Source organism: Shewanella sp. HL-SH8 (genome assembly GCF_051165765.1).
GTDB classification, from domain to species: domain Bacteria; phylum Pseudomonadota; class Gammaproteobacteria; order Enterobacterales; family Shewanellaceae; genus Shewanella; species Shewanella glacialimarina.
The window spans coordinates 397,210-419,298 of record NZ_CP195039.1 but is presented as its reverse complement, the minus strand read 5'-3'; the positions used below and the strand labels follow the sequence as shown (position 1 = coordinate 419,298).

At 43.3% G+C, this 22,089-nt stretch carries 16 protein-coding genes, 1 tRNA gene, 3 rRNA genes and 1 pseudogene; 8 read left to right on the top strand and 13 right to left on the bottom strand.

Features of this window, described 5'->3' with window-relative positions:
* Positions 1 to 37: 37 nt before the first annotated feature.
* A pseudogene (locus ACRWQN_RS01835) lies at positions 38 to 241 on the top strand (transposase); the annotation flags it as partial.
* Here the strand turns inward: ACRWQN_RS01835 and ACRWQN_RS01830 are convergent.
* The 4 genes from ACRWQN_RS01830 to ACRWQN_RS01815 form a co-directional block, all read right to left on the bottom strand.
* The gene (locus tag ACRWQN_RS01830) at positions 239 to 1,420 is read right to left on the bottom strand and encodes an NAD(P)/FAD-dependent oxidoreductase (protein ID WP_434939588.1); all 1,182 of its coding nucleotides are present in this window, start codon (positions 1,418 to 1,420) and stop codon (positions 239 to 241) included. The pseudogene ACRWQN_RS01835 and the gene ACRWQN_RS01830 overlap by 3 nt on opposite strands.
* Positions 1,421 to 1,544: 124 nt before the next feature.
* A complete protein-coding gene (gene gpsA, locus ACRWQN_RS01825) occupies positions 1,545 to 2,561 on the bottom strand; it encodes an NAD(P)H-dependent glycerol-3-phosphate dehydrogenase (RefSeq protein WP_434927709.1) in 1,017 nt (338 codons plus the stop codon).
* Positions 2,562 to 2,564: 3 nt separating this feature from the next.
* Complete coding sequence (secB, locus tag ACRWQN_RS01820; protein ID WP_226412160.1) at positions 2,565 to 3,050, bottom strand: protein-export chaperone SecB; 486 nt, start codon at positions 3,048 to 3,050, stop codon at positions 2,565 to 2,567.
* Positions 3,051 to 3,256: 206 nt separating this feature from the next.
* Positions 3,257 to 3,691, bottom strand: coding sequence for a rhodanese-like domain-containing protein (locus ACRWQN_RS01815; protein WP_434927708.1), 435 nt, complete (start codon positions 3,689 to 3,691; stop codon positions 3,257 to 3,259).
* Positions 3,692 to 4,030: 339 nt separating this feature from the next.
* Between ACRWQN_RS01815 and gpmM the strand changes: the two genes are divergently transcribed.
* Genes gpmM through ACRWQN_RS01795 form a run of 4 tightly spaced genes read left to right on the top strand, consistent with a single transcriptional unit; the run spans position 4,031 to position 8,751 of the window.
* Positions 4,031 to 5,575, top strand: coding sequence for a 2,3-bisphosphoglycerate-independent phosphoglycerate mutase (gene gpmM, locus ACRWQN_RS01810; protein ID WP_434939587.1), 1,545 nt, complete (start codon positions 4,031 to 4,033; stop codon positions 5,573 to 5,575).
* A gap of 10 nt (positions 5,576 to 5,585) precedes the next feature.
* Positions 5,586 to 6,719, top strand: coding sequence for a murein hydrolase activator EnvC family protein (locus tag ACRWQN_RS01805; protein WP_434930802.1), 1,134 nt, complete (start codon positions 5,586 to 5,588; stop codon positions 6,717 to 6,719).
* 35 nt (positions 6,720 to 6,754) lie between these two features.
* Positions 6,755 to 7,966: a S41 family peptidase gene (locus ACRWQN_RS01800; protein WP_434939586.1), complete on the top strand. Its 1,212-nt coding sequence runs from the start codon at positions 6,755 to 6,757 to the stop codon at positions 7,964 to 7,966.
* Positions 7,967 to 7,995: 29 nt separating this feature from the next.
* Entirely contained in the window at positions 7,996 to 8,751 is a 756-nt protein-coding gene (locus tag ACRWQN_RS01795; RefSeq protein ID WP_434939585.1) for a divergent polysaccharide deacetylase family protein, read from the top strand.
* On the opposite strand, the gene ACRWQN_RS01790 is transcribed toward ACRWQN_RS01795, so the two are convergent.
* The 7 genes from ACRWQN_RS01790 to ccoG all read right to left on the bottom strand — a co-directional run bounded on the left by ACRWQN_RS01790 (position 8,726) and on the right by ccoG (position 17,196).
* Positions 8,726 to 9,181: an Rrf2 family transcriptional regulator gene (locus ACRWQN_RS01790; RefSeq protein ID WP_434939584.1), complete on the bottom strand. Its 456-nt coding sequence runs from the start codon at positions 9,179 to 9,181 to the stop codon at positions 8,726 to 8,728. The two genes, ACRWQN_RS01795 and ACRWQN_RS01790, sit on opposite strands and share 26 nt — an antisense overlap.
* A gap of 34 nt (positions 9,182 to 9,215) precedes the next feature.
* Positions 9,216 to 9,467 (bottom strand): YkgJ family cysteine cluster protein, encoded by a 252-nt coding sequence (locus ACRWQN_RS01785; protein WP_434927702.1) that lies wholly within the window; start codon positions 9,465 to 9,467, stop codon positions 9,216 to 9,218.
* Positions 9,468 to 9,909: 442 nt separating this feature from the next.
* Positions 9,910 to 9,986 (bottom strand) — tRNA-Asp (locus ACRWQN_RS01780).
* Between the two features lie 94 nt (positions 9,987 to 10,080).
* A 5S ribosomal RNA gene (rrf, locus tag ACRWQN_RS01775) occupies positions 10,081 to 10,196 on the bottom strand.
* A gap of 145 nt (positions 10,197 to 10,341) precedes the next feature.
* A 23S ribosomal RNA gene (locus ACRWQN_RS01770) occupies positions 10,342 to 13,244 on the bottom strand.
* Positions 13,245 to 13,640: 396 nt separating this feature from the next.
* Positions 13,641 to 15,185 (bottom strand): 16S ribosomal RNA (locus ACRWQN_RS01765).
* The 16S, 23S and 5S rRNA genes sit together here with 1 tRNA gene alongside, the layout of an rRNA operon.
* 583 nt (positions 15,186 to 15,768) lie before the next feature.
* Complete coding sequence (ccoG, locus tag ACRWQN_RS01760; protein ID WP_434927701.1) at positions 15,769 to 17,196, bottom strand: cytochrome c oxidase accessory protein CcoG; 1,428 nt, start codon at positions 17,194 to 17,196, stop codon at positions 15,769 to 15,771.
* Between the two features lie 77 nt (positions 17,197 to 17,273).
* On the opposite strand from ccoG, the gene ACRWQN_RS01755 reads away from it, so the two are divergent.
* From ACRWQN_RS01755 to ACRWQN_RS01745, 3 genes are all read left to right on the top strand, one after another.
* Positions 17,274 to 17,624: a hypothetical protein gene (locus ACRWQN_RS01755; protein WP_434939582.1), complete on the top strand. Its 351-nt coding sequence runs from the start codon at positions 17,274 to 17,276 to the stop codon at positions 17,622 to 17,624.
* 84 nt (positions 17,625 to 17,708) lie between these two features.
* A complete protein-coding gene (locus ACRWQN_RS01750) occupies positions 17,709 to 18,611 on the top strand; it encodes a 1,4-dihydroxy-2-naphthoyl-CoA synthase (RefSeq protein ID WP_434939581.1) in 903 nt (300 codons plus the stop codon).
* A gap of 161 nt (positions 18,612 to 18,772) precedes the next feature.
* On the top strand, positions 18,773 to 18,982 hold the full coding sequence (locus ACRWQN_RS01745) for a DUF2061 domain-containing protein (RefSeq protein ID WP_434939579.1): 210 nt from the start codon (positions 18,773 to 18,775) through the stop codon (positions 18,980 to 18,982).
* A gap of 225 nt (positions 18,983 to 19,207) precedes the next feature.
* Here the strand turns inward: ACRWQN_RS01745 and ACRWQN_RS01740 are convergent, their stop codons facing one another.
* Positions 19,208 to 19,906, bottom strand: coding sequence for a FadR/GntR family transcriptional regulator (locus ACRWQN_RS01740; protein ID WP_434927697.1), 699 nt, complete (start codon positions 19,904 to 19,906; stop codon positions 19,208 to 19,210).
* 155 nt (positions 19,907 to 20,061) lie between these two features.
* Complete coding sequence (locus tag ACRWQN_RS01735; protein WP_434939577.1) at positions 20,062 to 22,071, bottom strand: alpha-amylase; 2,010 nt, start codon at positions 22,069 to 22,071, stop codon at positions 20,062 to 20,064.
* Positions 22,072 to 22,089: the final 18 nt, after the last annotated feature.

The window sequence follows — 22,089 nt, the reverse complement described above, 5'->3', positions numbered from 1 at the left end:
TGATATTATTACCTCGTACATGACTTTAGGTGAACACATGAGATCGATAACCAGAAAAACATTTAGTGCTGAATTCAAACTTGAAGCAGCCCAATTAGTCCTAGATAAAAACCATAGCATCATCGAAGCTGCAAAGGCGATGAACGTGGGTAAATCAACCATGGACAAATGGGTGAGACAGTTAAAACTAGAACGCCAGGGTGGCACTCCCAAAGCATCTCCGATTACCCCTGAACATTTAAACAGCTAACCCCGCGGCAACGCCAGATGACCATGCCCATTGAAAATTAAACCCGCCTAACCAACCACTTACGTCCATTACCTCACCAATGAAATACAAACCTGGTACCTTGTTAGCCTGCATGGTTTTAGATGACAATTCATTGGTGTCAACGCCGCCTAAAGTCACTTCGGCAGTGCGATAGCCTTCGGTGCCATTCATGACAATAGACCAGTCATTTAACTCACTAGCCAACGTTTCACGCTCGCCGTGGCCGAGTTGGTTTAATGCTTTATCCAGTTGAGACTCGTCAAATAGTGTTTCAACCAAGCGTTTAGGTAACCACTGGCTTAAGGTGTTGCGTAGGCTTTGCTTTGGATGATGCTTCAATGCAAATTCAATTTTATTTAACGCGTTTTCACCCGGTAATAAATTGATAGAAATTGCTTCACCTGGCTGCCAGTAATTAGAAATTTGCAGTACTGCTGGGCCTGATAGGCCTCTATGAGTAAACAGCAAGGCCTCACTAAATTGAGTGCCATCTTGAGCGGTAATGGTTGTCGGCACAGCAATACCCGATAACGGCTCAAAGCGCACTTTTTGTTCGGCATGCCACGTAAATGGAACCAAACCAGCACTGGTAGGCAGTACCTTTAAACCAAACTGTTCTGCAATTTTATAGCCATATGGTGTCGCGCCAAGTTTAGGCATTGATAAGCCGCCTGTTGCGATAACCAATGACTCACAACTGAGTTCACCATTAGAGGTGCTTAGGGTAAAGCCGGTATCAGTTGTGCTAACAGATAAAATTTCAGTTCGCAGCTGAACCTTTGCCCCTGCCCATTCGCACTCGGTCATTAACATGGTGACTATTTCTTTGGCTGAGTCATTACAGAATAACTGCCCATGCTCGCGCTCATGGTATTCAATACCATGACGTTCAACCAGCTCAATAAAATCGCTTGAACGATAGCGAGCTAATGCCGATTTGACAAAGTGGGGGTTACCACAAAGAAACTGATGTGGTTCAACCTTTTGATTAGTGAAGTTACATCGTCCACCACCACTGATAAGTATTTTACGGCCAGCTTGTTTGGCGTTGTCTAGCACGAGGACATCACGACCACGATAACCCGCAGTTGCAGCACACATTAATCCTGCCGCGCCGGCGCCGATAATAATTACGTCATGATGTTTCACGTTTAACTCCACACTTTAAATGGGTTGTTTTGTATTTAATTGATAAATATTAAATGCAAAAAAGGATGCTATTTTAGCATCCTTTTTGGTATCTACTCACGGTTAACTTAGCCGCTCTGTTGCACTATTTTTTCAGTGTTTCAGATTTTTTGTCTCGACTGAGTAACTCTTTTGCTGCTTCAACCGGTGCTTTACCTTGGTATAACACTTGGTAAATTTGCTCGGTGATCGGCATTTCTACCCCTAGGCGTTTGGCTAAGGTAAACACTTCTTTAGTGTTTCGGTAACCTTCGACTACTTGACCGATTTCTTCTTGGGCGGTGATCACATCTTTGCCTTGACCTAAAGCCAAACCAAAACGACGATTACGCGACTGATTATCGGTACAGGTTAATACCAAATCACCTAAACCCGCCATCCCCATGAAGGTTGATGCATCGGCGCCGATAGCTTCACCTAAACGGCTTAGTTCAACTAAACCACGAGTGATGAGTGCGGTACGTGCATTTGCACCAAAGCCAATACCGTCAGACATACCAGCACCAATAGCGATAACATTTTTTACCGCTCCACCAAGCTGAATACCAGTGAAATCATCATTGGCATATACACGTAAACGTTTAGGGCTATGTAAAAGCTCAACTAAGTCATGGGTGAACTGCGGACAAGTACCCGCTACCGATATTGCTGTTGGTAAACCTGCGGCTAATTCTTTAGCAAATGTAGGGCCAGACAATACCGCTAGGGGATATTGCTCACCCAACTGTTCACGTGCTACATCTTGTAATAAGCGGCCTGTTTCAGGCTCTAAACCTTTGGTCGCCCACACAATACGAGCATCACTGCGCAACAAGGGTTTGGCTTGCTTTAATACATCACCAAAAACATGACTTGGCACAACCACTAACACATTTTTACTAGCAGCTAAGGCTTTAGCTAAATCAAGTTCAATGTGCAAACAGTCAGGGAATGTTATTCCGGGTAGATAAGCTTCATTGCTGCGCGAATCGGCCAATGCCTGCATGCGCTTGGGATCGTGTCCCCACAATAAGGTTTTATGGCCATTGCTTGCTAAAGAAATAGCAAGGGCGGTGCCATAAGACCCCGCCCCTAATACCGTTATTTCGGCAGTGCTGCTCATCACTTACGCGTTAGCTTCAGCTGGCGCTTCTGCAGCAGCCGCTTGACGCTGTTGAACATATTGAGCAAATAGTGCATCAAAGTTCACTGGCGCTAAGTTAAGTTGTGGGAAAGTACCACGAGCAACTAAACCAGAAACAGTTTCACGAGCATATGGGAACAATACGTTAGGGCAATAAGCGCCTAAAGAATGTGCTAATTGTGGCTCTGTTAAGCCAACGATAGAGAAAATACCCGCTTGCTGAACTTCACATAAGAAAGCTGTTTCGTCGCCATTTTTAGCGGTAACAGTTAAAGAAAGTACCACTTCATAAGTATCGTCAGATAACTTAGTACTGCGCGTGTCTAAGTCTAACTTAACTTCTGGGTTCCACTCTTTTTGGAAAACAGCTGGGCTGTTTGGTGTTTCAAAAGACAAATCCTTTGTATAAACACGCTGAATGTTAAACTGTGGTGCAATTGCTTCGTTGTTTGCTATTTCTTCAGCCATGATATCCTACCTATATAATGTTATTTTTCGCTTTTCTGTGGAGCGAATATGGTGTTGGGCTAATAAATGAGGGTAACCTCGCCTTGCCCCTAAAGTCGACCAAACAGCGAAATGCGATTAAGCATCGTTGCCAGTAAGATCAAAAACTAATAGTGTCGATTTTTACTCAACACTATGTTTTTACTGCAATATGATGAACCTAGTGACTATCTCTTGCTTTTGACAACTGGCATATTTGCTGATTGCCAATCACCCATACCACCTTTAAGGTTATGTACGTTTTCAAAGCCTTGTTTAACAAGAAGTTGAGCCGCTTGAGAAGATGTCATGCCAGCGTTACATACTAATATAATGGGGCTGGTTTTAAACTTTTCAAGACTTGTGGCCTGATTATTTTTAATTTCAGACAATGGCACGTTAATAGAATCAACGATATGGCCTTTTTTAAACTCTTCTTTGCCACGCACATCGACAACTTTAGCGTCTTGCTTGTTCATCATTAGCGTGAGTTCATGATTGTTAACGGTCTTTACTTTTGATGTACTTGATTTGAATGTCGTCACAATTAAAGCAAAAAATAAGCCAGCCCAAGCCAAAGACAACATTGGGTTTGCTCTTAAAAATTCAATATATTCTTGCATGGTCACTGCCTATAACGTATCGAGCTAAGATTAATTTGGCCAAGAGTATATACCCAAACAAGCTTAAGATACAGGGCTCAGAGTGACATCAAAGTGGTTAGGTAAGATTCAATATTGGTGGATATGTTAATTACCTTTCAGACAATTTTTCACACAGAATTACGTACCTCAAACAAGGTCAAAAAGTGTTAATTGCGTAAACACTCACATATAAATGAAATTTAATCACCTGTTAGGGCAATCGAGAACCTAAGCCTGTTGCCAACAGCTAATAAGTAGTAATATTTATCCAATTTCATTTTTAACTTCATCTTTAACACTTTAAATAAGGGTACTTCCATGACGACAACTAAACGTCCGCTGGCACTGCTTATTCTTGATGGCTGGGGCTATCGTGAAAATCCGCAAGATAATGCGATATTTCACGCTAACACTCCGGTCTTGGATAAGTTAACAGCCACCTATGCTAACAGCTTAATTTCAGGTTCAGGTCTTGATGTAGGTTTACCTGATGGCCAAATGGGTAACTCTGAAGTTGGCCATATCAATATTGGTTCTGGTCGCATTGTTTATCAAGAACTAACGCGGATCAGTAAAGCCATTGAAGATAATGAGTTTGAACATAACCAAACTCTGGTTGATGCGGTAGATAAAGCGATAGCAGCAGACGGTGCGGTTCATATTATGGGGCTGTTATCACCCGGCGGCGTTCATAGCCATGAGCAACACATAGAAGCAATGTGCCGCATGGCGGTTTCCCGTGGTGCTAAAGCCGTTTACTTGCATGCCTTCTTAGATGGTCGAGATACTCCACCAAGAAGCGCCAAAAGCAGTATTGAGCACTTCAATGCACTCTTTACTGAAATAGGCTCTGGCCGTATTGCATCTTTAATTGGACGCTACTTCGCATTAGATCGTGATAATCGTTGGGATCGAGTCTCGCAAGCTTATGAACTGATCACCGAAGGCAAAGGTAAGTTTGACTATACGAACTCAGTCGATGCACTTGAAGCCGCTTACGATCGTGATGAAAATGATGAATTTGTTGCCGCATCGGCTATTGTTGATGCAACTGGCCAAGCTGCGACGCTGAATGACAACGATGCATTAATTTTCATGAATTTCCGCGCAGATCGTGCACGTCAAATTAGTCGCAGCTTTGTTAATCCTGATTTTGATGGCTTTGTTCGTCATAAAACCCCAAAAATTAACTTCGTCATGCTGACCCAATACGCAGATGATATTAAAGCACCTGTGGCGTTTGAATCAGATAACCTTGTTAATACACTTGGTGAAACACTGCAAAAACAAGGTAAAACTCAGCTACGTATTTCTGAAACAGAAAAGTATGCCCATGTAACCTTCTTTTTCAATGGTGGTAAAGAAGCACCATTTGACGGAGAAGACCGTATTTTAATTGAGTCACCTAAAGTGGCTACCTATGATTTACAACCAGAAATGAACTCAACTGAGCTCACCGACAAGCTGGTAGGCGCGATTGAATCAAACAAATACGGCGTGATCATGTGTAACTACCCTAATGGCGATATGGTGGGTCATACTGGCAAGTTTGATGCTGCAGTAAAAGCGTGTGAAGCAGTTGACGCGTGTATTGGTCGAGTAGTAGAAGCATTAGCCAAAGTAGGGGGTGAATGTATTATCACCGCTGATCACGGTAACGCAGAGCAAATGACCGATCCAGCTACTGGTCAAGCCCATACTGCACACACAAGTGAATTAGTTCCTTTCATCTATGTCGGTCGTGATGCTACTATCAAACCTAACGGCCGCTTGTGTGACATCGCACCAACGATGTTAACGTTAATGGGGCAAAGTGTGCCAACCGAAATGACCGGCCGCTGTATCATTGACTTAAAAGAGTAATTAATTACCTGTGATAATTCGTTTCTTTGTTAAAGCCAGCATTTTCGCTGGCTTTATAATACTATCCTATGCCGCTACTGGCGCCGACCTCAGCAAACGTCAGTCTGAGTTAAAGTCTATTCAGACACAAATCAATGCGCAGCAAAATGATTTAAAAAACACATCAAAACAACGAGAAAAACTCATCACATTACTTAAAAAAGATGAGCAAGCCATTGCACGCGCGGCAAGCAGGGTAAATGAAACTCAAACCTCATTAAAAAACATCAGCAGCCAATTAATTGATCTAGAAAAACAACAAAAAAGCTTAACGGCACAAAAAATTGGCCAACAAAAAACGTTATCAAAGCAGCTATCTAGCGCTTATTTAGCCGGGAACCATGATTACAGTAAGATGATGCTGAATCAGCAAAATCCTGCAACCATTGAACGCATGCTGGCTTACTATCAATATTTAAATAACGCGCGCATCAAAGCGATAAGTAAACTAAAAACCACTAGCGAGCAATTAGTTGAAGTTCAAAACAAACAAGTCAAAAAGCAGCAGCAACTGAACACTGTAATGATTGACCAGAAGCAACAAGCTAAACAGTTAAGTAATGAACAAAATCAACGCCAGCAAACCCTAACTCAAATTCAACGCACCTTATCCAACAAAGGTGCTCAGCTAGAACAATTACAAATTGAAGAGGCCAGTTTAAAGCGTATTGTTGAACAAGCTGTTGTTACGGCAAAAGCCAACCCATTAATGGATGGGCTTGAGAATAGAAAAGGTAAGCTAAGCTGGCCAACAAAAGGTCGCATGAGTGAGCGTTTTGGCAGCAACCGTTCTGGTCAAATAAAATGGAAAGGTGCTGTATTAACCGCACCTGAAGGGCAAAATATTAAAGCTGTTGCCGCGGGTAAAGTGATATATGCCGATTGGTTACGAGGTTTTGGTATGGTGATGGTACTTGACCACGGTAAAGGCTATATGAGTCTATACGGCCATGCTCAAACCCTATTTAAGGAGGCTGGAGACAGTGTAAATGATGGCGAATCGATTGCTTTAGTCGGTCGTTCAGGTGGACAGACCGAACCTAGCCTATACTTTGAGATAAGACATAAAGGGCAAGCGGTCGATCCAGCAAGATACTGTCGCTAGGATAACGCAAACTGCCCATAGTTATCGGGGCTGTTATGCATCAAATCATCCGTTATATTAGTTGCTTTATACTTGGCGTGTGCGTGGCACTTTCGATCAGCATTTCAAGTTTAGAGCACGCAAACTCCAAGCCTGCCTATTATGAATTTGACTACCCACTTTTAATCGATGTTATTGATACTGTTGAAACTTACTACGTAGATAAAATAGATCGCCAGCAACTTATTGATGCCGCAATAAAAGGGATATTTACAGAACTTGACCCCTACTCTGGATTCCTAACTCATGAAGATTTTCAGGCGATAAACGACTCTAACAAAGGTGAGTATTTTGGCTTTGGGTTTGAAGTCGCAACTGACCAGGACAAAATTACCATCATAACTCCCTTTAAAAACTCACCGGCTGAACGTGCGGGTATTAAAGCGGGCGATAAGATTATCAAGCTTAATGATACGCTTGTTGATGCCACAAACCTGCAAATGGTGCTAACCGAAATCAGACAATATAGTAATAATAACCAGCCTATCTCATTAAGCCTTCAACCCATTACGACTAAAACGCCGATTCAAATCACCTTACAACCAGACTTTATCCACATCAATTCTATAAACAGTAAAATTATTGATGGTGACATTGGTTATTTGCATCTGACAAGCTTCCAGGAAGATGCAACCGATGCGATAAGTAAACAAGCAATAAAATGGCAGCATATACCTCTAAGAGGAATAATTTTAGATTTACGCAATAACCCAGGCGGGCTACTAGACCAGGCAATTAGTATTGCAGATTTATTTCTTGATCATGGTCGAATCGTGACCACTACAGGACGTATTTTTGATGCAAATGAAGACTACTATGCCTCTTCAGATACTATTTTTGCTAAGATCCCCATGGTCGTATTGATTAATAAAGGTTCAGCATCGGCTTCTGAGGTTTTAGCAGCGGCGCTGCAAGAAAATCATCGCGCAACCCTATTAGGAGAAACCAGTTTTGGTAAAGGAACAGTCCAAAGCCTTATCCCCATACTTGGCCAAAGTAATGCCATCAAACTGACTATTGCTAATTACAGTACCCCTGATGGAAATAATATAAACACCATAGGCATTACCCCAGATATAGAAATATCAATTACTGCTGTTACAGATGAGATGAATATGCCTATAATCGGTACAGAAAAAATGTTAGATAATGATTACGATAAGCAAATCGACTCAGCTATCGCTTGGATAGATAGCAGAGAAAACTAAATAAAATCAAAAAGAAAATAATAATAACTGTGCGCTTTTTATTAATAATAATATTACAATTTGCCTGTTTTTCATCATTAAATGCAGCAAACCTAGCTATCATCATTGACGATATTGGATATCGTCAAACAGATGAGGCTGTTTTGTCTCTACCTCAAAATATTACCTTATCAGTCTTACCCCATACACCTTTAGGACAAAGACTAGCATTAGAAGGCCATAACAAGGGTCATGAGATAATGCTACATTTACCAATGCAGGCCTTGAGCGGCAATGCATTAGGCCCTGGTGGATTAACTAATGACATGAACGAGCAACAAGTTAAACACGAAATAACATCTGCCTTTGGAAATATCCCTTTTGCCCGCGGGGCGAATAATCATATGGGTAGCCTACTGACTCAATTAGACAAACCAATGTTATGGGTGATGGAAAGTTTAAAAAGCAAGCAAGCTTACTTTGTTGACAGTATGACAACCAAATACAGCAAGGCGAGTGATAAGGCAAAAGCAGTTGGAGTGCCATTATTGCAACGGCAAGTATTTTTAGATAATGACTTACGCCAACACGCACTTGAAAAGCAGTTCAAACAAATTATTTATCAAGCCAAACAGCAAGGTACACTGGTTGCTATCGCACACCCGTATCCTGAAACTATTGCCTACCTAAAGGCCAACCTCCCTAGACTAAAACAAAATGGTATCGACTTAGTACACACTTCAGATTTACTTGCGACCGATATCGCTAAAGTTTATTCAACTAGCTCATATCAAACACTGAGATAGATAAATCAGGTAAGGTAGAGATTAACTCAGATTTATTATTTACTATATCCGCTAAAGAATATTGATCCAATACCGCCAAATAAGCAGCAACCGCTTTTCCTAATACCCCTTTTAAATTACATACGGGAGTAAAACGACAAAATGGTTCTTCACAATTTACAGCTACTAATGAGTGCTCTAGTTGTCTAACCAACAAGCCTATTTGAATCTCATTAATAGCAATAGCTAATTTAAACCCACCACTTTTACCCCGAATAGTTTTTAAGTAACCTAACTTTCCAAGCTGATGGATAATTTTAGCAACATGATTTGATGATAAATCAAAAACGTTAGTTACCTCTGCAATACGGAACAAAGCTTCTCGCTCTGGTTGTACTGCAAGGTACATCAAAATGCGGATACCATAATCTGTATAGCGAGTTAATTGCATTGATAAACGATACTCGATAAAAGAAAAAACGACTTTAACATGTTGAACGCTCTAAATCATTGATCAACCATAAAGCTTGCTCATTTGAAGAGCCACAAACATCTATACTCGCAGAAAAACCACTACACACAATAGGCCTCTGTGGTTGACCAAAGATCATACATAGGTTTTTATCACTTAATTGAACACAACGGACACCTGCGGGTTTCCCCTCAGGCATCCCTGGGATAGCGCTCGTAATCGACGGCGAAATACAACATGCCCCACAACCTAACCGACAATCCATTCTAATCTCGTATAATAAAGTAACCAATTATATATCTGATATCTCTTTAAAAGAAACACTAACAGTTATAGATCACCAATCAACACATTTAAAAAAAGACTGGTGTTATAAACTACATGGATTGATAACAAAGTCGATGAACATCTCAAAAGTAATACTATCAAAAAATACCGAATACCTTTATAGCCAACAAAATTACCACACTAGCTTATGAATTACACACACGAAAAAGGCCTTTGCATTGCTGCAAAGGCCTTCGTCTTAAGTTGGCGGAGCGGACGCTGCTGGTAACAAGAGTGAACCCGCGACCTCCGGCGTGACAGGCCGCTGTCTCGAATCGATGTCTCAAAAAAGTCTTAACCAACAGAACTATTACCCATATTTTTAAATTACACACACGAAAAAAGGCCTTTGCATTGCTGCAAAGGCCTTCGTCTTAAGTTGGCGGAGCGGACGGGACTCGAACCCGCGACCCCCGGCGTGACAGGCCGGTATTCTAACCAACTGAACTACCGCTCCTTTAGCAAATTGCTTGCGCACGATGCTAAATTCTTTTTAAGTCGCTGATATGTCACTATCAGTAGACTTCTCTTACTTAAAAGAGAAATTAGGCGCCTGGAAATTACCTACTCTCACATGGGGAGACCCCACACTACCATCGGCGATACTGTGTTTCACTTCTGAGTTCGGAATGGGATCAGGTGGTGCCACAGCTCTATGGTTTCCAGACAAATTTGGTTTATCTAACGCCATTTAACTAGCATTAAATAATAATTCGGAAAGCTGATTACATTATCTGAGTTTGAGTCTCGTCACACTATTTAAGTGTCCCATTCTAATACTAAGTCGTATCAGTAAAACCCATCTGGGTTGTATGGTTAAGCCTCACGGGTCATTAGTACAAGTTAGCTCAACGCCTCACAACGCTTACACACCTTGCCTATCAACGTAGTAGTCTCCTACGGCCCTTTAGAGAGCTTAAAGCTCTAGGGATGACTCATCTTGGGGCTCGCTTCCCGCTTAGATGCTTTCAGCGGTTATCGATTCCGAACGTAGCTACCGGGCAATGCCATTGGCATGACAACCCGAACACCAGCGGTTCGTCCACTCCGGTCCTCTCGTACTAGGAGCAGCTCCCCTCAATCATCCAACGCCCACGGCAGATAGGGACCGAACTGTCTCACGGCGTTCTGAACCCAGCTCGCGTACCACTTTAAATGGCGAACAGCCATACCCTTGGGACCGACTTCAGCCCCAGGATGTGATGAGCCGACATCGAGGTGCCAAACACCGCCGTCGATATGAACTCTTGGGCGGTATCAGCCTGTTATCCCCGGAGTACCTTTTATCCGTTGAGCGATGGCCCTTCCATTCAGAACCACCGGATCACTATGACCTACTTTCGTACCTGCTCGGCGTGTATGTCTCGCAGTTAAGCTGGCTTATGCCATTGCACTAACCGTACGATGTCCGACCGTACTTAGCCAACCTTCGTGCTCCTCCGTTACTCTTTGGGAGGAGACCGCCCCAGTCAAACTACCCACCAGGCACTGTCCTCAACCCCGATAAGGGGCCAGAGTTAGAACATCAAAACTACAAGGGTGGTATTTCAAGATTGACTCCACTCCATCTAGCGACGAAGCTTCAAAGTCTCCCACCTATCCTACACATGTAGGTTCAATGTTCAGTGCCAAGCTATAGTAAAGGTTCACGGGGTCTTTCCGTCTAGCCGCGGGTATACGGCATCTTCACCGCAATTTCAACTTCACTGAGTCTCGGCTGGAGACAGCGTGGCCATCATTACGCCATTCGTGCAGGTCGGAACTTACCCGACAAGGAATTTCGCTACCTTAGGACCGTTATAGTTACGGCCGCCGTTTACCGGGGCTTCGATCATGAGCTTCTCTTGCGATAACCCAATCAATTAACCTTCCGGCACCGGGCAGGCGTCACACCGTATACGTCATCTTGCGATTTTGCACAGTGCTGTGTTTTTGATAAACAGTTGCAGCCACCTGGTATCTGCGACTGCCGTCAGCTTAGGGAGCAAGTCCCATCACCAACAGCAGCGTACCTTCTCCCGAAGTTACGGTACCATTTTGCCTAGTTCCTTCAGCCGAGTTCTCTCAAGCGCCTTGGTATTCTCTACCCGACCACCTGTGTCGGTTTGGGGTACGATCCCTACTAACCTGAAGCTTAGAAGATTTTCCTGGAAGCATGGCATCAACTACTTCATCACCTTAGTGACTCGTCATCAGCTCTCAACGTGTACATTTAAGTACGTGTTCCCGGATTTGCCTAAGAACACCGCCTACTACCTTAAACGCGGACTACCAACGCCGCGCTAGCCTAGCCTTCTCCGTCTCTCCATCGCAGTTAGCAGAGGTACAGAAATATTAATCTGTTTTCCATCGATTACGCCTTTCGGCCTCACCTTAGGGGTCGACTCACCCTGCCCCGATTAACGTTGGACAGGAACCCTTGGTCTTTCGGCGAGGGAGTTTTTCACTCCCTTTATCGTTACTCATGTCAGCATTCGCACTTCTGATACGTCCAGTGTGGGTTACCCCTTCACCTTCAACCGCTTACAGAACGCTCCTCTACCGCTTGCAGTAAACTGCAAACCCGTAGCTTCGGTGGTATGTTTAGCCCCGTTAAATCTTCCGCGCAGGCCGACTCGACTAGTGAGCTATTACGCTTTCTTTAAATGATGGCTGCTTCTAAGCCAACATCCTAGCTGTCTAAGCCTTCCCACATCGTTTCCCACTTAACATACACTTTGGGACCTTAGCTGACGGTCTGGGTTGTTTCCCTTTTGACAACGGACGTTAGCACCCGCTGTCTGTCTCCCGAGTAGTACTCATTGGTATTCGGAGTTTGCAAAGGGTTGGTAAGTCGGGATGACCCCCTAGCCTTAACAGTGCTCTACCCCCAATGGTATTCGCTCGAGGCGCTACCTAAATAGCTTTCGAGGAGAACCAGATATCTCCGAGTTTGATTGGCCTTTCACCCCCAGCCACAAGTCATCCGCTCATTTTTCAACATAAGTCGGTTCGGTCCTCCAGTTGATGTTACTCAACCTTCAACCTGCCCATGGCTAGATCACTCGGTTTCGGGTCTACGCCTTGCAACTAAACGCGCAGTTAACACTCGGTTTCCCTACGGCTCCGCTATTCGCTTAACCTCGCTACAAAACGTAAGTCGCTGACCCATTATACAAAAGGTACGCAGTCACGGTCTCAAGAACCGCTCCCACTGCTTGTACGTATACGGTTTCAGGTTCTATTTCACTCCCCTCACAGGGGTTCTTTTCGCCTTTCCCTCACGGTACTGGTTCACTATCGGTCAGTCAGGAGTATTTAGCCTTGGAGGATGGTCCCCCCATATTCAAACAGGATGTCACGTGTCCCGCCTTACTCGTTTTCATCTATGGTTAGTTTTCATGTACGGGGCTATCACCCTGTGCCGCTGAGCTTTCCAACTCATTCCACTAACACCCCATAGACTTAAGGGCTAATCCCCGTTCGCTCGCCGCTACTAGGGGAATCTCGGTTGATTTCTTTTCCTCTGGGTACTTAGATGTTTCAGTTCCCCAGGTTCGCCTCATACAGCTATGTATTCACTGTATGATGACCACTTATGTGGCCGGGTTTCCCCATTCGGATATCGTTAGCTCAAATGCTTATTACTAGCTCGCCAACGCTTTTCGCAAGTTATTACGTCCTTCATCGCCTCTGACTGCCAAGGCATCCACCGTATACGCTTAGTCACTTAACCATACAACCCAAATGAGTTTCACAACCCTTGTAAACAAGAGAATGAACTAATTAGACTGTATCGCAACTAGCTGGTTTTTACTTGTCTCACTCCCGACCAGGAAGTGTGACTCGCCTTAGTTTTTAGAATATTCAAGACACTTAAACAGTGTTTTGAGAACTCAAGATACTGATGCTTTCGCATCAATATTATTTTCGCACTAACGTAATCACATAAACGACAACGAATCATCATCTATGCGCCTTTAGTTAGTACTATCAGCTTTCCAAATTGTTAAAGAACAACACTTAACCGGCAAGCGGTGTGTTTCACTCTACTTCCGAAGAAGTTAACAAGTAATCTGTGTGAACACTCACATGCATCTCTGCACTTTAGGTATTGAGTTAGTCGTATAGGTAAGGAGGTGATCCAGCCCCAGGTTCCCCTAGGGCTACCTTGTTACGACTTCACCCCAGTCATGAACCACAAAGTGGTGAGCGTTCTCCCGAAGGTTAAACTACCCACTTCTTTTGCAGCCCACTCCCATGGTGTGACGGGCGGTGTGTACAAGGCCCGGGAACGTATTCACCGTGACATTCTGATTCACGATTACTAGCGATTCCGACTTCATGGAGTCGAGTTGCAGACTCCAATCCGGACTACGACGTACTTTGTGAGATTAGCTCCACCTCGCGGCTTTGCAACCCTCTGTATACGCCATTGTAGCACGTGTGTAGCCCTACTCGTAAGGGCCATGATGACTTGACGTCGTCCCCACCTTCCTCCGGTTTATCACCGGCAGTCTCCCTAAAGTTCCCGACATTACTCGCTGGCAAATAAGGATAGGGGTTGCGCTCGTTGCGGGACTTAACCCAACATTTCACAACACGAGCTGACGACAGCCATGCAGCACCTGTCTCAGAGTTCCCGAAGGCACTAAGCTATCTCTAGCGAATTCTCTGGATGTCAAGAGTAGGTAAGGTTCTTCGCGTTGCATCGAATTAAACCACATGCTCCACCGCTTGTGCGGGCCCCCGTCAATTCATTTGAGTTTTAACCTTGCGGCCGTACTCCCCAGGCGGTCTACTTAATGCGTTAGCTTGGGAGCCCAGTGACTAAGTCACCAAACTCCGAGTAGACATCGTTTACGGCGTGGACTACCAGGGTATCTAATCCTGTTTGCTCCCCACGCTTTCGTGCATGAGCGTCAGTCTTTGTCCAGGAGGCCGCCTTCGCCACCGGTATTCCTTCAGATATCTACGCATTTCACCGCTACACCTGAAATTCTACCTCCCTCTACAAGACTCTAGTTCCCCAGTTCCAAATGCAATTCCTAGGTTGAGCCCAGGGCTTTCACATCTGGCTTAAAAAACCGCCTGCGCACGCTTTACGCCCAGTAATTCCGATTAACGCTCGGACCCTCCGTATTACCGCGGCTGCTGGCACGGAGTTAGCCGGTCCTTCTTCTGTAGGTAACGTCACAGCAGTAGTTTATTAAACTACTGCCTTTCCTCCCTACTGAAAGTGCTTTACAACCCGAAGGCCTTCTTCACACACGCGGCATGGCTGCATCAGGCTTTCGCCCATTGTGCAATATTCCCCACTGCTGCCTCCCGTAGGAGTCTGGGCCGTGTCTCAGTCCCAGTGTGGCTGATCATCCTCTCAGAACAGCTAGGGATCGTCGCCTTGGTGAGCCATTACCTCACCAACTAGCTAATCCCACCTAGGTTCATCCAATCGCGAAAGGCCCGAAGGTCCCCTCCTTTCCCCCGTAGGGCGTATGCGGTATTAGCAGTCGTTTCCAACTGTTATCCCCCTCGACTGGGCAGATCCCTAGGCATTACTCACCCGTCCGCCGCTCGCCGGCAAAGATAGCAAGCTATCTTCCCGCTGCCGCTCGACTTGCATGTGTTAGGCCTGCCGCCAGCGTTCAATCTGAGCCATGATCAAACTCTTCAATTAAAGTTTTTTTGAAACCCTCATCCTTATAAATAAGAACAAAGCTTTCGGCTCAATGAATTCTGATTGCTTTATCAACCGAAGTTAACAAAGTCTTTTTGTACATATTGCTATGAACATTCATCGTTGCATTGAGTTTAAATTTTTTGATTGCTCTTCCTAAGAAGAAGCAATTTCGAATAACTCAATACCTGTGAATGTCCACACAGATTTCTTGTTTAAGTTGTTAAAGAGCGTTGATGTTAATTTTTCAAACATCGCCGTTGGACGCTAGGTCGTTGGCTTGGGCTGCGTATTCTACAGACCCTGTTGTCAGCGTCAAGTGTTTTTTCAAACTTTCTTTTCGCTGTTGATTTGATGATGAAACCGAAGTTTTTATTCTTTCAAATCAACCTAACTCGCTACTTTGCTTTCGCGCTGTGCCGTGTCAGTGGATGCGCATTATAGGGAGATTCTGAGGCAGTGCAAGGGCTTTTAATAAGTTTTTTATTAAAATAGCATTGATGGGGTGTTTTTTGGACGAAACGCACAAAAAAGGGACTATTAGTCCCTTTTTAATATGCTTTATAACTATTTTTACTGTTTTTTACTCACCGAAGAATCGTGTTTCTTGGGTAGTAATGACGGATTCACCATCTATTTCAGTTCGTACAACGATATTGATGTTGGTAACGCTACGTTTTAGCTCTACTGGGTCAATTGCTACACTAATAGGTAATGTTAGAATTTCACCTGCCGCAATACTGACATTGTCCAGTCCGATCCATCTCGCATTATTAAGTCCTTCTACGCTTAGCTGGTAATCGTGCTTAGCCTCGGTCTTATTCAGTATTTTAATCGTGAAGGTGTTTTCTATTTCACCTCGATTGTTTTCACGGTAAAGGGCATTGCGATCACGGATAACATCCATTCGAACCGGCGCTATGGTTGCACTGGCGTAAACAAACAACAATATCATCACAGTTAATATAACGCCGTAACCAACTAACTTAGGACGCAGCACTGTCTCTTTTACGTTATCAAGCTTGTTTTCTGTGGTGTAGCTAATTAAGCCTTTAGCATATCCCATACGTTCCATGGTGTTGTCACATGCATCAATACATGCACCGCAGTTAATACACTCATATTGCAAGCCGTTACGGATATCGATTCCCGTTGGACAAACCTGAACGCAAAGATCGCAGTCAATACAATCTCCTAATCCCTTTTCCTTAGGATCATCTTTACGAGAACGAGGCCCGCGAGTTTCACCGCGCTTAGTGTCATAGCCAACAATATAGGTATTCTTATCAAACATTGCCGCTTGGAATCGCGCATAAGGACACATATGGATGCACATAATTTCACGCATCCATCCTGCATTACCGTATGTGGCTATGGTAAAGAAAATCACCCAGAAGTAGATGCTGCCATCGGCATTTAACGTAAGGACATCTATATACACTTCTCGTGTCGGCACAAAATAAGATACAAAGGTCATTGCGGTTAAGAGGGATACGAATATCCATGCGCTATGTTTTGCGGTTTTACGCCAGACTTTATCGACACTCCATGGCATTTGATCTAACTTGATACGCTTATTACGTGCGCCTTCAAATTTCTCTTCAAACCAGATAAAGATAAACGTCCATACGGTCTGTGGGCAGGTATAACCACACCATACTCGACCGAGATAAGTGGTGACAAAGAATAATCCAAAGGCGGCAATCATAAAGACGGCGGCGAGTAGTGTTAGATCCTGTGGCCAGATAGTCAGACCAAAAACATGAAACTTCTGCTCTGCAAGATGAAACCATACCGCTTGTCGGTCGCCCCACTGGATCCATGGGAGAATAAGAAAGAACAACATAGTAACCCAGCCCATACGACGGCGAACTCTTGTCCAAAGTCCATCAACGGCGCGTACATATATACTATTGCTGGGATTAAAACGGTCGGCTTTGTTCGCATCAGGCTGATGAATCTTAATTCGATTTTGTTTCGAATAATCTTTGGGTTTCGATTCTATTGTCATTTTACGACCTTACTACATTAACATTACAAACAAACTGGAATAGTATATACCTTTCTAACATTAACTCGGACAAAAAAATGAGAGGTTGGATAGGTTTAGCCATCATAGGTGGCATTATTTATTACTTTGCAACAGAAACGAATAAGCTTGATGAGCCTATAGAATATGTGCAAACAATGTTTACTACTGCTGATAAAAAAGTGACTTCGATGACAGGCACAACAATTCAGCGGGTCGATCATAAAATTCCTATTATTAAAGAGAAAATTTATGAACGCTTGTCGACCATAGAAATTCGTGAACTTGACGGTGTGTTCATAGATAGCGACTCTATTACCAAATTTAAAGAAGAGTATTGCTCAAGCTCAACGAGAAACCACCCGGTGTTTAGTCGGGATAACCTACGGTTCATTTGCGATCAGATATAGTTAACGCTTTTATGCTCGCTAGATTGACCTAGATATTAATACAGCATAGCCTTTGGATAATGGATTGAAAAAGGCTAACTTATAATGACACAACCGATTTCCGATATATTTGACCCAACACTTTGGGACTCTGTATGTGGCTTCCACTTCGAAGACATCACTTATCACCGCGCTAAAGATCAAGGCACAGTGCGCATTGCCATCAATCGCCCAGATTGCCTTAACTCATTCCGCCCAAAAACTGTAGATGAACTCTTTATCGCTTTAGACCACGCCAGACAATGGTCAGATGTCGGCTGTGTGCTTATCACTGGCAATGGACCATCAGCAAAAGGTCAATACTCTTTTTGCGCAGGTGGAGATCAACGTATTCGCGGTAAAGACGGTTATAAATATGAAGGCGCTGAAGAAGGTAAGCCCGATGTCGCCCGCATGGGCCGTCTGCATATTTTAGAAGTGCAGCGATTAATTCGATTTATGCCTAAAGTGGTTATTGCGGTTGTGCCCGGTTGGGCTGTTGGCGGCGGTCATAGTTTACATGTGGTTTGCGATTTAACATTAGCATCTAAAGAGCATGCTATTTTCAAGCAGACCGACCCTGATGTCGGCAGTTTTGACTCAGGTTATGGCAGCGCTTATTTAGCTAAGATGATTGGCCAGAAGCGCGCCCGTGAAATTTTCTTCTTGGGGTTTAATTACTCGGCAGAAGAAGCGGTTGATATGGGTATGGTTAACCGTGCTATTCCACATGCTGAGCTAGAAATAGAAGCCTTAGCATGGGCGAAGGGAATTAACGCTAAATCCCCCACTGCAATGCGTATGCTTAAATACGGTTTTAACATGGCAGATGATGGCTTAGTTGGCCAACAACTGTTTGCCGGTGAAGCAACTCGTTTAGCTTACGGTACAGAAGAAGCCCAAGAGGGACGAGATGCTTTTTTAGAAAAGCGCGATAAAGACTTTTCTAAATTTCCTTGGCATTATTAATTGTTTGACGATTCAATGAAACTTTAAAAAGTGAATTATAAGCCTGCTTTGTCTCAGCAGGCTTATTGATTTAAAAAATCGATTAACCCAACTAATAAATTTAGCTTCCAATCATAAATGATAATCACTATCATTTAAAAAAATCAATTGGGGGTCTTATCATGAAAAAAACAATGACATTTGCTGTACTGCATTTCTCTGTCGCATTTACCATTACCTATTTACTCACTGGCAGTATTGTCATTGGTGGCGCAGTTGCATTAATCGAACCAGCTGTGAACACTGTGGTATTTTATTTTCACGATAAAATTTGGAACCGTATTGAAGCAAAGAAGTTAGCTCAAGAACTTGAGCTAACTTCTATCCATTAATCAACATTAGTCACTTAGTATGACAACCTATCTATGACAACCCAGCTAGACACTCTAGTAATAGCAATATAAGAGTGCGCACCTATGTTTCAGCACAACACTCATATAAAGACGGGTTTACGATGTTGGCTTCAATATTTGAACTGCTTGCCTGATCAAATTGGTTTTAGGCTATTTTAGCCTCCCTTCTACACCAGAGTGGCAAACGTAGATGAAGTTCAACCGTTATAATCTAGAATCAATTAACACTAATAACTCATCAATGATCTTAACCATAACTGTTTTGGCTAATTCAGGCTGGCGCATTCTTATCGCATTATAAACAGCTGCGTGATCTTCCACATTAGCCCCATTAACCCCTTTCATCTGGTTGGTATAACGCAAGCTCACCTTTAATGCAGTACTAGTAAAACCGGTCATTTGAATAAAAAAGCGATTATTACTAGAGCATAGAATATTTGCATGAAATAAAATATCGGCCTCAAGTGGATCTTCAAGCCCCAACTCGGCATCCTTCATTCGCTGTAACGCTATACCTAAATGCTCTATCTGCTCAGCCGTTGCGTTCTTGGCAGCCAATGCTGCTGCTTCTGGCTCTAATGCTAAACGCATTTGCGTAAACTCTTTTAATAATGATAAAGATGGTTTACTGCTTAGTATCCAATGTAAGACATCAATATCAAACATATTCCATTGGCTTTCTGGCATCACTCTTATGCCCTGCTTTGGGCGTGAAGTAATCAAGCCTTTGGCCGACAACATCTTTACCGCTTCACGCGTTGAACTGCGGCTAACATCGTACTTAACACACAAATCAGCTTCTGAAGGCAACCCTTCTCCAATAGGATATTCCCCACTGACGATAGCAATACCAAGATCATGAGTGAGTTGATGGGTCAGATTTTGCCTAGGTATGCTTGCCATGCTGATATGTCTTATTGATGTTTCACGAATACGTCACATCATACTATAAAGATCCTCTGCTTATTACTTAGTATGTGTAAATTCAGTCCAGATAATTTGTTACCCATTAAAATGGCTAAAACGGGTGTTTTAGCCATTTTAATTACCCAAAGATCTTACAAGTTACCTATTTGTACGCCATTGCTATTAAAGTTAAATTGATTCACTTTACCGCATTGAGCGACATGATTACTTGAAGGGAATGGCGTGTTGGACTGACTGATATTGCTTTCCCAGCCCTGGCCATTTTTGACGAACGCTTTAACCTCAAAGTACCCATTAACCGTTTTACTGCAATCCATATCCACATCTAACATCCAATAATGCTGCCCCCAAATATTTAAAGGCTCTTCTCCAAAGCCATTATTAGCTACTGTTTGCTTAGATCCCCAGGCTACTGGCCATAAATTGGTTGTCCAATCTAATGCAGAACCTGATGCCGCAGAGCTTTGAGCAGCCTCAGGGCCATACCAATCTAGATAAGTATCGTTGGCTTTCCAATGTGCTGTAGTGGTATTACGCAAGTTGTTATGTCTAATTGGAATGGCACATTCAAAATTGCTGCTGGTACAGGTTTTATATAGATTACTTGCCGCATAGGCGTGATCAATGCCACCACGCACAAACATATCCTGACCGCTTTGTGTTTGAGCTTGAATAAAAATAACCGTCCGCTTCCAATCAGGATTGTTCACAGCACCACCTGTAATGAGCTTAGCACCTTGATGAATGGCAAACGCATCCCAAGCTCCAACATTAGCATTGATGGAGCCGTTATTATTAACAACAATCGTTTCGCCGCTGCATGATCGCTTGTCTTGAGCAATTTTGCCTTTTAGCACGTTACAATAAGTCCCTGGCGCCATAGATGTCGCTAACGTTGCGGTTAAATTTGAGTTTTCTTTATTAATAGCCACAAAACCTGAACTACCACGACCAAATGCAATTTTATTGTTGCCGTTGTCCCACCAGTTTGTGGTCGTCCAATTATCAGCGGTGTTATTTCGAAAACTCACCCCACCAGCAATATAGCCCCAACGATGCTCACACTTCCAGTTGTTGCCAAAACATTCTAAATTGCCATTGTTATGAACCCTAACGCTAGGCGCGCCAACATCGGTATTGCCATTGAATGCATAACTCGACATCACTTTTGGGTAACCGTAGGGATAAGCCAACATAAACACATTGGCTAAGTCATATAATCGGCCGTCTTCAAATGTGATCACATTACCCGCGCCGCCGTGACCACGTTGATTGTCGTGATTATCGACAAAAACAACTGCAGAACTGCTGGCCATAAAACCCCAGCCTTCACCAAAGTTCTTTAAAGATGCTAAATTGCCATTACGGAATGTATTGCCTAACTGGGTTGAGTATTTAAACTCAGTCACCAAGCCCACACTGGTATATTCACTGGCACTAATGGCTTCACCACCTTGATCAATCACTTCTTGAAAAACCAAAGGCGAACCATTTACTTTTGACATAACACCTTGAATATCTTCAACGGCCATGTGTTTAGAGGCATCAAAGCGAAAGCCTGCGACACCTATATTAGTCAAATCATTCAAAAAACCCGCAATCGTGGTTTGAACATAATTAGCACTGGTATTAAGATCAGTTAAACCTACAAGCTCGCAGTTTTGAACCTCCCAACGGTTGTTGTAATCTTTAATCGCACATGTGTTATGAAAGTCCTGCGGGCTATATGCTGGGTAGCTTTTATTACCATAAGCACTGCCTGCGGTGCCTGTTCCACTGCCGCTAGCCATATGATTAATCACCGCATCAACATAGATATCTACATTAACCGCCTTACAGCGGCTAACCATATCAATAAACTGACCACGGTTACCTCCACGACTTTGTAGTACATAGCTTACTGGCTGATAACGAGTCCACCACTGGCTACCTTGAATATGTTCGTTCGGTGGTGATACTTGCACCGCGGCATAACCATTTGGCCCCAAAAATTGTTCACATTCTTGAGCAATATCTTGCCAATTCCATTCGAAAAGATGAACAAATGTAGTCGGTTGTGGGTTGGCAAATACTGATGATGACATACACAAAGATAAACCTGTTGCTATGGCTACCTTAGTTAACGCGCGATTAGGATTCATGTTTAAGGCCTTTATTAT